Genomic DNA, 11,684 nt, shown 5'->3' with positions numbered 1-11,684 from the left:
TAAGACCACCATCGCCCTGCCGCCGCCATCCCCGCCTACCGTCCGCCAGGCCACCAGCTGGTTCCTCCGCCACCCCGACAGCCTCGACGCCGACGAACACCAGCACCTGCAGGCCTTAAGCCCTGGCCGCGCTCGGCGAGCACGTCCGCGCCTTCGCCAAGATGATGGCCCACCTCACCGGCGACGGGCTGGAACAGTGGATGAAGCGAGTTCAGGCCGACGACCTGCCGGAACTGCACTCCTTCATCACGGGGCTACGGCGCGACTTCGACGCCGCCAAAGCCGGCCTGACCCTGCCCCACAGTTCAGGCAAGGTCGAAGGCAACGTCAACCGCATCAAGATGCTCAAGCGGCAGATGTTCGGCCGAGACAACCCCGACCTCCTGCGCAAACGCATCCTCCTCACCGGCTGAGACGGGTCAACGCAGGAAGTCAGTGCCAGAGCCACGATCGAGCCGGAATTGACCGACGCCCACGCCGGCCTGGTTGGCTGCGTTGCGGGCGGTCTTCCTCGGCACCTCCTGGCAGCGCTGCCGCGTCCAATTCATGCGCAACGTACTGGCCCGCGGGGAAGGTGATGTGAGATAGCGGCCGGTCGCGGAAGGCGACCACTTCGCTGTCCAGTCGGCGCAGATGCGCCAGACCTCGCTTTTGGAGATCCCGGTCTAGGCGCCGAGTGCTTTGACCAGGTCATCGACTCTGCGGGCAGACACCCCGTGCAGGTAGGCCTCCATGACCACGGAGAACAGCGCCTGGTCGATGCGGCGGCGGCGTTCAGCGCTTGGCGGATGACGTCGGCGGCGTCGGCGGCTTTCAAAGGCTCCAGCAGGTTGAGCAGGGCAGACTGGTTCAGAGCCATCGTGTGGTGTCCTCCGCGAGAACCTTTGGTCGGGAACTCGCTGACCGTCACACGATGGCTCGCCCCATGTCTGGGCTTGCATCAACAGCTTGGAGTTACACCACGAGGGGACGTCACCCATGGGAACGGGCGGGTTGGCATGTGAGTGCATCTTCCGCGTTGGCGTGGATGGGCGAGTCAGCAGTGTGGATCTAATCCGCATTTGGACACGACATCTGTCACCGGGCAGCACGGTACGGGAGCGGGACTCTCGATGACACCTGGGTGACCTAACACAGAAAAGCCACAATCCCCGATCTTGGGAACTGTGGCTCTGACCTGCTAAAGCTCTGTCGGGACGGCGGTGTTCTGGTTCAGGACATAGGAAACGGGTGTCTCGAGACATAGGAAACCCCGCCGGAGCATGTGTCCAGAGATAGGAAACACGGAGAGTTAGGACCTACGGGCGGTCGACAGTCGGCCCGTGTCGAAGGCCAGACTCATCATCACGGCGGTCGACGTCGAGGGCCGCTCACAGGCAGACGTCACCCGCTCCTACGGCGTCTCCAAAGGCTGGATCTCCAAGCTCGTTGCCCGATACCGACAGCAGGGCGAGGACGCCTTCGAGCCCCGATCCAGACGACCCAAAACCTCACCGACCGCGATCGACGCCGCCATCGTCGAACTGATCGTCGGCCTCCGCAAGGAAGTGTCCGGTCAGGGCCTGCACGCCGGACCGGACATCATCGCCTGGCACCTACAACATCATCACCAGGTCACGGTGTCCCGGGCGACGATCAGCCGCTACCTGATGCGGGCCGGCCTGGTCACCCCCGAGCCGAACAAACGGCCACGATCCTCCTACATCCGCTTCCAAGCCGAGCAGCCAAACGAGACCTGGCAGGCCGACTTCACCCACTACCGGCTCACCGACGGCACCGACGCCGAGATCCTCACCTGGCTGGACGACCACTCCCGCTACGCCCTGTCGGTGACGGCCTGGCCCCGCGTCACCGGCCCGATCGTTCGCGACACCTTCCGCCACGCGGTGGCCGCCCACGGCGTGCCCGCCTCCACACTGACCGACAACAGCATGGTGTTCACCACCCGCCTGGCCGGCGGCCGCGGCGGCCGCAACGCCTTCGAACACGAACTACGCCGCCTGCACGTGACACAGAAGAACTCCACCCCCAACCACCCCACCACCTGCGGAAAAGTCGAACGGTTCCAGCAGACGATGAAGAAATGGCTGCGCGCGCAGCCCGACACCATCACCGACTTACAGACCCTCCTCGACTGCTTCGTCGACGCCTACAACCACCACCGCCCCCACCGCTCCCTGCCCCACCGGGCCACCCCCGTCGCGGCCTACAACAACCGGCCCAAGGCCCAACCAGCCAGCAGCCGCGCCAGCGACACCCACACCCGGGTCCGACACGACCACGTCGACCACAGCAGCATCGTCACCCTGCGGATCGGCGGCCGCCTCCACCACATCGGCATCGGACGAACCCACACCCGAACCCACGTCATCCTTCTCGTCGACGATCTCCACGTCCGGGTGGTCGCCGCCACCACCGGAGAACTTCTCCGCGAGCTGACCATCGACCCCACCCGCGACTACCAACCCCAGTACACAAAGAAACCCCCGAACCCGTAGGTTCGAGGGTTTCCGATGTCTTGCGACATCACACTGTCGGGACGGCGGGATTTGAACCCACGACCCCTTGACCACCAGTCGCGTTCCGCCGTTCATTCATCACCTTGAGTAATCGAGCCGCCTGAGAGAAACTGCAGGTAGACAACGTGATCGTGATGCCAACTCGTCCCAGCGAATGCCATCGGATCGCGCTTAGTCCACGGTCAAATGACGGTCAGACGATCTTGGGGGCACGATGGGCTTCTCGCGGAAGCGCCTCGGCAAGAACGGCAAGCCGAGGTACACCGCGTACTACACGGACCTGCGCGGCCGGGAGCTCTCCGCCGGCACCTTCGGCAGCAAGAAGGAGGCCGACAAGGCCTGGCAGCAGGCCGAGGCGAGGGTGGCGGAGGGCCGAGCCGGCGATCCGGCCCGGACCAAGCAGACCTTCCGGCGGTACGTCGAGAAGGAGTGGCTACCGCACCACGTCATGGAGGCGACGACCCGCGAGGGGTACACCTACTCGGTCTATGCCCACATCATGGACTGGTTCGGCCCGATGCGCATGATCGAGATCCTGCCCAGTGACGTACGCGCCTGGGTGAAGGACCAGCAAGACCGCGGCCTCTCCCCCGCCACCATCCGGCTCAACAAGTCGATCCTCAGCGGCATCTTCACAACGGCACTGAACGACCAGGTCACCGCACTGCACCCGTGCAAGGGCGTGAAAACACCGACCGTGCCGAAGAAGCCGCTACGCATCGTCTCCCCCGAGGAGTTCGACAAGCTCTACTTCGCGCTGCCTACCGAAGAGGCCCGGCTCCTGGCCGAGACCGCCATCGAAAGCGGCATGCGCTGGGGCGAGCTCACCGAGCTCCGCGTCAAGGACCTCGACGTGCTCAGCCGGATCGTCACGGTGAGCCGGACGGTCATCGAGATCAACCCCAAGCATCATCCCCAGGGGAAGCGGTTCCTGGTCAAGGAGTATCCGAAGGACCGGGAGTTTCGCCGCTTCAAGCTCAGCCCTCAGATCACGGCGAAGCTCAAGCAGCACATCGAAGACAGCAAGCTGGAGCGTGACGACTTGCTCTTCGTCTACCAGCCCGAGGAGTCCGCGCCGCAGCCCAAGGTGGAGCCCACAGAGCACCTGGGCCTGACCGAGCCGAACAAAGCCGGACGGCGGTACCGGCACGGCACGCTCAGCGCCTATTCGGCAGGCAAGTGCCGCTGCCAGCACTGCAAGAACGCCTATGCGGTTTATCGCGCCGAGCGTCGGTCCTCCGGCAAGGACAACCCCCGCCGACCACGCCGCTGGGACACCGACGGGCATATCCCCCGTCGCTGGTTCCGCGACCAGATCTGGCGGCCGGCGCTTGCCGCCTCGGGTCTGGAGTTCAAGGTCAAGATGCACGACCTCCGTCACGCCCATGCCTCGTGGCTGCTGGCCGGGGGTGCCGACCTGCAGGTTGTGAAGGAACGCCTCGGCCACGGCAGCATCTCCACCACAGAGAAGTACTTGCACACCCTCCCCGACGCCGACGACACCGCCCTCGATGCCCTCGCCCGCACCCGCGCTCGGTCTCGTTGACATCAGACTGGGCGTATTGACCGTACGCGCAAATCCGAACCCCGCCTGGCTGACCGAGGTGAACCGCCAGGCCCACGCCGCCTCCTGAGGCGTCCACGGCGCCGGCCGAGTGCACGACGAGCTCACCCTCGGCCGGGGCATCGCAATCGGTTACGGCCAGTGTGACGATGTTGATGCACCGGGCGGGCATCAAGGGGACTGCCCGGTAACCGCCAACGGCGCCTGGCCGGGCAGGTGCCGACCGCCACCGATATGGTCGACCGGCTGTTCGCCCGCTCGGGCCCGGATCAGCTGTGGGTTACCAATGCACCGAGCAACTGCAATAGCGAAGCCGTCGACAGGCGTTTGATCACGGTCGGCCGACGCCCGTCTCACAGCCGGTATGAGAATCGCAGCGCGCCGCCTTCTTCCCGGTAGAAGTCTCGGCCGTTCACGCTGAAGGGGTTGCGAAGCATCGTCACCATCGTGCGCTCCGGATTCAGTACCCACGTGATGATAAGGAGTCGCCAGCGTTCATTTCGGGCTGCAGTTTGCGCCGCCCGAATCTCACTTTCACCGAGTTCAAATTGACCGCCATCGCCTTGTGTCGCCTTCACTTCAAACATGAAGGGCTCCTGCCCGGAACCAATACGGAAGTCGAAGCCAAGACCGTCATCTCCCGTGGGGCCTGGAAAGATCTTCTGGCGATTGGTGGACACCCAGCTGCTTTCGTCGGTGGCCGGGTAGTTCTTGCGCAGCCACTGGTAGGCAATCCATTCCCCCGCAAAGCCGATCGCCGTGCGCTGTGCCGGTGAAAGGTCACGGTCCACGCGTGCGCCTGCGCTACTTCGACCGCCTTGCGCGGAGCCGGTCCGGCGGCTGGGAAGCGGTTGTAGGTTAGCGAAGCGTCCACGTCCGGCAATCATCTCCGGATTCTCTTCCAGCCCCTGTTGCAGGCCGGCGATCACTTCGGTGAAGTCGCCAGAATCCACGTCGAACTCCTGACGGCCAAGGGTGATGACACGTCGGCGGCGAGCACGTTCCTCCCGAGCTCGCTGCTCAGCATGGCGGGCCGGGTCGAGATCGGCCTGGGTCAGGCCATGTGCGGCGAGGACGGTTGTCGTTGGCATCCCTGCTGGCCACTGGCCCAGGACGTCAAGCCAGACGACGACATCGTCCTTCGTGAGAGGTCGAAAATCCAATACGCCCACTTGATCCAGCAGCGTCGTGGTGGTCTCTATGGCGCCGGCCCCTGCTAGCACACCAGGCCGAGGACGCCTCGACGCTTTGATCAGCAGGTCCAGCTCGGGAACGAGGTGGCGAATCAGCAGGTTGTTGCTGCTCCGGAGCTGATCCAGCGCAGGTAGACGCTCACCGTCCTGCGGCGCGGGAGCTCCGAGCCGTTCGGTCAACGATGCTTCGATATGCTCCGCGAGCAGGCCAATGTCCACGCTGTCTTGGGTGAACGCCCATTCCTCAGGGGTGGTGATCCACTGCAGGGAGCGGGTCCGCGCCCAATCTTCGATCGGCTCGCTGGCCTCGAAGCGGTCAAAAACGGCCCAGCGCAGCCGATCAACAAGGCGAGATCGCTTCAGATCGATGTATTTCCGTAGTTCTTCTTCATGGACGTCAGCACGGCTGATGGGGTGGTACTGCGGTGTGAGTGCGGCCAGTGTGCGGTTGAATTCCGCAAAATCTAGACGCATGGCTGTACGCAGCTCATCCACGTTGCGAGCTCTGCGCGCCGCCGCGACCAGTTCCTCCGCGGTCCCTGGCAACTCATCGTTGTAGGGCGCGAGCAGTGCCTGGAACGTGCTGAGGTCCGGAGACGGAGGAACCGTGAGCTTGTTGGCGTGCTCCAGCCCTAGACAGTGAACCAGGACCGGGTAGCAGCGCTCCAACACGCCCCCGATGGATCCGTCAAGACGACGTACTGTCTCCTGCAACTGGTGAAGCGAGACGCTCAACGCATCGGCGAGTTGCTCATCGGTGGGTGACTCCAGGGCAGCGCATCTGTCGCGCAGCTCGTAGGCGGCGAGTTTGAGCGGTGCGGCGAATTTCGGGCGTCCCACCACGTGACCGATGGCCTCCGCCAACTGCGCTACGGATTCCCAAGTGAAGTCGTTCCCCTCGAGCATCGGTGCCAGGATCAAGGGCCGATCGTCGTCCGGAAGGGGCAGGACGCCATTCTGCCTCGCGGGTAGCTCGATGGGTTCGTCGTCGACGGCAATGTCCAGCGTCTCATAGCCATGTAAACGGATCCTTCGTGCCAGCGAGACGAGGCCGGTGAGCCCAGCTTCGCTCGTCCGCACGCCGGGGGAGTGATCTTCCAGTACCCCAACCGCGTACGGCAACCACGGCAGGTGCTCAAGGAGTTGCGAACCAGCGGCCAGCGACACCAGCGGCTGACCGTCGACCATGACCGTCATGGTCGCGTCATCAACATGTCGAACAGCCGTCGTGCACACCCGAGCGAGCAATCGAGTGGCCTCCCGGGCTCCATCCGGCACAACCAGCAGAGCGCTTTCCGTCTCTCTGATTAGCCGGGATGCCAGGCTGTCCCGGTCCCCGGTTACGTATAGCTTTTGGGTTCCCACCGCTAGGTCGGCACCCTTGATGGTGCTGAGCTGGTCACCGGTTTCGGCAAGCAGAGAGGCGCTCAAGAGCGGCCGGAGGGCCTCGCTCGGTGAAGCCATGCCGCGCGCGTGTGAGATCAACGCTGTCCAGGCTTTCTGGTTGGCCCGTTGAAGCACGGGCCGGTCCTCGTCGTACACGGCACCGGTATCAACGAGCGCTCCCAGCGCCGCGATGAGCTTGACGCTGTCGTGAGGACTCCCCCATGTAGGCAGCCCCATGTCATGCAGCCGCTTCTGTACAGCCGGCGGGTCCAGAAGTGGCCGGAAAGCATGCGCAACGGTAGGAGCGAAGGAGGGCTCCTCGTCAGCCAGGGCAGGAGGCCAGTACCAGGCGTCAGCCGGACGAGCGAACTCTACAGTGCGGGTGCGGGTGCGTATGGGCAACCACGGCTGCTCTCGGATGAACGCGGCCAAGGGAGTCGGGAGGCGATGGGCATCATGCTCTCGCGAATGGGAGCTGGTCCACACGCTGGTGAAATGGTTGTCGGACCAGTGCATTAGACCATGCAGGATCAACCGGGCGTATGCGAGACGTCCCTTCTCGGTAAATCCGCAGACCACCTCTTGCCCCGGCAAGCGGAAGGCAGGCGATCCGTAGTAGCCCGTCCGAGGATGGCTGACGTAGGAGAAGTGGGCCGGAAGACAGAGTCGCCACTGTTCGGTGACCCCAGGAGGGGTCTTGGCCTCGTTGACGACCGCAGTCACGGTGAGCCAGGACCCCGTGAGCCACCTCCCAGCATCGGGAGCGAAGCGAGGGATGAGCCCGTCCGTGACTCCGAGCTGTTCGAGAAATCCTAGCCAGTCACTCTTAGTGTCGTCATCCTGGATAAACCTTTGCGGTGGTGCGACGATGTGGTCGTTCATCCATTTCAGATCAGGAGAGATTTCACGTCCTTCGGTCACGACGTAAGCGAGGTCGTCTCCGCAGGCCTTGCCCCAGCCTGAGCCGAATGCAGCGTGCCGTGCGGGCACCAGAGGCCCTGCCGCAGACGGCACATATAGTCCCAACTCCCCAATCGGAAGACTTTTGGAAGATCTTCGCGAGCGGTAGAGCTGAAAGACAAACCTCAGGGCCTGCAAGCGCAGCTTCTCTGAGGCCTCTTTCTGGAGAGCGTTTCGGACGTGCTCCAGGAGCCCTGCGGCGTCAAAAGCGCGGATGAGTCTCGACTTTTCAAGAAACTCCCGGGCTTGCTGGCGCCGCACGTGGTCTTGTCCACCTGCCCACTGCAGAGAAGGGTGAACGTAGAACAGCTGTTTGCTGAGCATCTCGGGGACACGGAGCTCGCCTATGTCATCGGCTCCAACCTGGACCGGTTGAAAGAATGCCTCCTGCTGCCGCTCACGCTGCATCCCGGCCGATTCGGCTGTATCAAGGCTACCATTGAAGCAACGGATCGTCCCATCATCGGCCAGCAGAAGCGGTCGCCCTTGAAGGACCTCTCCATTTTTGTCAAACAACAAAAAAAGGTCAAGGTAGACACCATTCCAGACATCAACGGCATCCCCCGGGACTGGCAAAGGTAGCGTCTCCGCGATACGTACTACGTAATCCGCCAACTCTTGCTTTAATGGATCCAAAGAACACTCAAGGTAGCTACACGTACGGGCCAGTCTGTCGAGCCGGCTGTCACCGATGTCCGGGTCCGCCACAGCTACGCCAACGTTCATAGCCGCCTGGGCGGTGAGCACCGTTAAGTCCTTTGCCTGATTCTTCGCAGGCCAGCGAACGGCGTCCGTAGGCGCAGACCACATGTCATCCTGAGCGTCGCCGCTTGTAGGAACCACAGGCACATCCGAGAATGCGTGGCCGTGCACACGTTGCGCTGCGTTCGACAGCAGCCCCGCTGACAGTGCACCGGGATCCCAGCTAATTAGGTCGACTGCGGCTATTCGAGCTTTCCTGGTGGACACTGTCCGCAACATGGCGGCCGCGATCAGGCAGGTTTCGGCGAGCACGTCGAACAGCATCACATTCAGCTGATGCTCACGGTTCAATCCCGTGCGGTCAAACTTGGTGAAGAATGGCGCGTTGAGGTGGGCGGGAAGTGGCGCAGCAACATCGTCGCCGAGTGGTAGGAAGGTGTACATATGCCCGGCACGGGGATTCTCCGCCCCATACGGCAAGGCGATCTCGACGGCGGCAGGCTCTGTCCAGTCCAGCCAAGACTCATCCAGCAGACCTTCGTCGACGGCCGCTCTGGCCGTGTTCTGTAGCCGCTTGGCTGGAATATGCCCTCGGGCCAGCACATAGCCGCCGAGTGGGCCAAGATCGACCTTAGCCAGCGACACGATCGGAACTGATTCTGCAGTCTCGGCCAGTTCGCTGTGCCCGGCCCTGATATCGGGCCAGAGCCGTTCCTGGCGGGTGAGCTCTGTCCGGTGACCATCGCCGTCGGCCGCGCGGTGCTCCAACACCAGTCGTTTAAGGCGGTCGAGGAACAGCATGACTGGCACCTTGGACGTAGCCAGATCCTTCAGACGGCGGGCCACTTTGAGACGCGCGATGTCATTTCGCAGCGGCAGTCGGACAACAGTGACATGGCCCTCTGCTGCCAGCTCCGCGCAGATCGCAGGCAAGTCAAAAATCGGGTACGGAATCTGGAACGGCGGCAGCTCCTCTACTGCCCTACGCACCAATTCCTCGTTCTCAAGCAGGGCCCGCAGGTCGTCTTCGACAGCGAATCGGAAGCGGTATCCGTTCAGAGGTGTGCGGTCCGGCCCGCCGGCTTGGGAGCTGAAGATCTCCGGAGCGTCAGTGATCTCCAGCACGCTCCGGAATCCGACTCCCTTGTTGCCGATGCCCTCGCCTATGGTCTTATCACTTAGCGCGAGCTTGCAGATCGCCTCAACCTGTTCCCAGGTGAACGGAGTCCCACCGTTGGCGACATACAGCGTCCCATGCAGACCCTCGAGTTCATTGAGCAGGATGTGGACGCGTCCGTCAGTGCGATCGCCTGGGTGGGCATCGTGAGCGTTCTGCAGCAACTCCAGCAGGAACCGTCCCGCATATTCCCGTGCCGTAGCGCGCGAGACCGCTCGAAGCTGCTGGCCCGGCTTCCAGATCTTTGTATTCTGCGATTCGCGAAGTACAGCCAGCGCGTACTCGCGAAGTTGCCGCGCGTAGGTCTCGCCGGAGGAAGCGTCGGCGGCCTCCTGTCCCGGCGTACCGATCCCCATATTGATCACGCCGCCCCGTCCCGTAGGCAATCGTGCGGGCACCGTAACGCATGCCACCGACAAATCGTCCCGCACTCCTCCAAGATCATCCTACTGGTGCAATATCTCCAAGCAGTCGACCGTGCTCGGCGAGAGGAAGGCGGAGCTCGCGCGGCTCGACGGATTCACGCTCGCCGCTCAGGCCGCTTCCGAGGTGGAGACTTCGGCCGCGACCCTGATGGAGGACACCGAGGAGTACCTGCCCTTGGAAATCGCCCGCGCCATCCTGCGCAGGCGCATGGAGGAGTTCCGCAACGCTCAGCAGGACCCTGTACTGGCCCACGCGGGACGGCTGTTTACACAGCTGGCTCTCGGTAGATTCGCCGACCTGGAGCTCGATCAGGACGGTGACTCCCACACAGTGCTGGCCCGCTCGGCGACCGGTGGCCTGCTCCGAGTCGACCAGCTCAGCGAGGCCACCGCCGACCAGCTCTACCTTGCCCTGCGGCTCGCCACCCTTGAGCGGTACTCCGAGGAGGACCGGGCTCTGCCGTTCGCCGTAGATGGCATCTTCATGACCTTCGACGACCGGCGCGCACAAGCCGCCCTCACTGTGCTCGACGAGATGGCCGAGCGTTTCCAGGTGATCGTGTTCACGCACCACGATCACCTTGTCGAGCTCGCACTCGCGGCGACTCCCCCCGGGCGTATTCACGTCCATCCCCTGCCGGAGTTTGAAGGGGCTAAGTAATCGTCTGCTGGGCGCGGTTGAACGCTGCAGCCTCCTTGGAACCCCGTCCTGAGCGTCATAGCGTGCGGTCTTCGTCGTGAGGAAGCGCCCGGCTCAGGCCTCGGCGGTGACGGCGGCTACCAGCGAATCCGCAGCGGCTCGCCACGGATGCTGCGGCGGGACCTGTGAACTCTGGGTGTGCTTGACCTTGGTCACTGTTGCGGTGGCGAAGCGAAGAGATGGACCGATCTCGTCGGCATCGAGTTCGTAGACGGTGCGCTTGTCGCCGGGTTCGGTTTCGTAGGTGCGCTGGCGCAGGCGGCCCTGAACGATGACGCGCGTGCCGCGGTGGAGGGATTCGGCGATGTGCTCGCCGAGGTCGCGCCAGGCGGTGCAGGTGAGGAACAGGCTGGTGCCGTCTTTCCACTCCCCCGTCTGGCGGTCTTGGTAGCGGGGCGTGGAGGCGACGCGGAAGCGTACGACGGCGTGGCCAGCCGTGGTGAAGCGGAACTCGGGGTCGTCGACGAGGTTGCCGACGATGGTGATGGTCGTCTCGTTGGCCATCGGGTGTCCTCCGTTTGTGTGGAATTTGGATCCGTGAGGGCGCGGGGGCGTGTGCCCCCGCGCCGGTGCCGGGCCGCTACACCTTCCGACCGGCGACGGTCGCCAGGCGCTGGGTCTCGATGGCCTCGGTGATGCAGTCCTGGCAGATCCAGCTGTGGTCGGTGCAGCGGAACAGCTGCTCGATGTGGGTCGTCTGGCCGCAGCGGCCGCAGGTGCTCAGGTCGGTCAGGCCGAGGGGGGTGTCGAGGGTGAGGGTCATGTCCTGCTCCTTGTCGCCGGGGTCCCGTGCCGGGGTCCGTGCCGTGTTCTGGTGAGGGAAGGAGCCGCAGGCGGAAAGGGAGGGAGGGCAACCGGGCGGCCTGCGCGGTCAAGATGTTTTGCGACAGCAAAAGATCTTGAACACGCGGGTTGAGCGGAGCGAAAGCCAGGCTGGCCGTACTCCGAAGGGCCGTTGAAGAAGCTGCTGGCGCGTATCCGCCCGGAGTATGTCGGCATCGATCCGGTGGATCGGGTGACCTATCAGCCCGGCCAGCTCACGCAGTGCGATCTGTGGT

General features: G+C 63.8%; 6 protein-coding genes and 4 pseudogenes. 6 read left to right on the top strand and 4 right to left on the bottom strand.

Features of this window, described 5'->3' with window-relative positions:
* Nucleotides 1-161 precede the first annotated feature (161 nt).
* Both HHX40_RS21570 and HHX40_RS38260 read left to right on the top strand, forming a co-directional pair.
* Entirely contained in the window at nt 162-413 is a 252-nt protein-coding gene (locus HHX40_RS21570; protein ID WP_182882062.1) for a transposase, read from the top strand.
* 48 nt (nt 414-461) lie between these two features.
* Nucleotides 462-567, top strand: a pseudogene (locus HHX40_RS38260) (transposase); the annotation flags it as partial.
* Here HHX40_RS38260 and HHX40_RS21560 read toward each other — a convergent pair.
* Nucleotides 568-782 (bottom strand): annotated as a pseudogene (locus tag HHX40_RS21560) (transposase); the annotation flags it as partial. It abuts the pseudogene before it with no gap.
* Between the two features lie 540 nt (nt 783-1,322).
* Here HHX40_RS21560 and HHX40_RS21555 point away from each other — a divergent pair.
* Both HHX40_RS21555 and HHX40_RS21550 read left to right on the top strand, forming a co-directional pair.
* Entirely contained in the window at nt 1,323-2,498 is a 1,176-nt protein-coding gene (locus HHX40_RS21555) for an IS481 family transposase (RefSeq protein ID WP_182882060.1), read from the top strand.
* Between the two features lie 235 nt (nt 2,499-2,733).
* Nucleotides 2,734-4,065, top strand: coding sequence for a tyrosine-type recombinase/integrase (locus HHX40_RS21550; protein WP_182882059.1), 1,332 nt, complete (start codon nt 2,734-2,736; stop codon nt 4,063-4,065).
* Nucleotides 4,066-4,436: 371 nt separating this feature from the next.
* Here HHX40_RS21550 and HHX40_RS21545 read toward each other — a convergent pair whose 3' ends face one another.
* Nucleotides 4,437-9,932, bottom strand: coding sequence for a sacsin N-terminal ATP-binding-like domain-containing protein (locus tag HHX40_RS21545; RefSeq protein ID WP_220499426.1), 5,496 nt, complete (start codon nt 9,930-9,932; stop codon nt 4,437-4,439).
* Nucleotides 9,933-9,978: 46 nt separating this feature from the next.
* On the opposite strand from HHX40_RS21545, the gene HHX40_RS21540 reads away from it, so the two are divergent.
* Nucleotides 9,979-10,587 carry an ATP-binding protein gene (locus HHX40_RS21540; protein ID WP_182882058.1) on the top strand — a complete coding sequence of 203 codons (609 nt, stop codon included), beginning with the start codon at nt 9,979-9,981 and terminating at the stop codon, nt 10,585-10,587.
* A 132-nt stretch (nt 10,588-10,719) separates the two neighbouring features.
* Here HHX40_RS21540 and HHX40_RS21535 read toward each other — a convergent pair.
* Nucleotides 10,720-11,130, bottom strand: a pseudogene (locus HHX40_RS21535) (single-stranded DNA-binding protein); the annotation flags it as partial.
* A gap of 76 nt (nt 11,131-11,206) precedes the next feature.
* A complete protein-coding gene (locus HHX40_RS21530; RefSeq protein WP_182882056.1) occupies nt 11,207-11,389 on the bottom strand; it encodes a hypothetical protein in 183 nt (60 codons plus the stop codon).
* A gap of 168 nt (nt 11,390-11,557) precedes the next feature.
* Here HHX40_RS21530 and HHX40_RS36965 point away from each other — a divergent pair.
* Nucleotides 11,558-11,684, top strand: a pseudogene (locus HHX40_RS36965) (IS21 family transposase); the annotation flags it as partial.

The sequence above is a fragment of the Microbispora sp. H10949 genome (genome assembly GCF_014161435.1).
GTDB classification, from domain to species: Bacteria; Actinomycetota; Actinomycetes; order Streptosporangiales; family Streptosporangiaceae; genus Microbispora; species Microbispora triticiradicis.
Note: the sequence above shows the minus strand (reverse complement) of the source record. Positions and strands in the feature narration are given on the sequence as shown.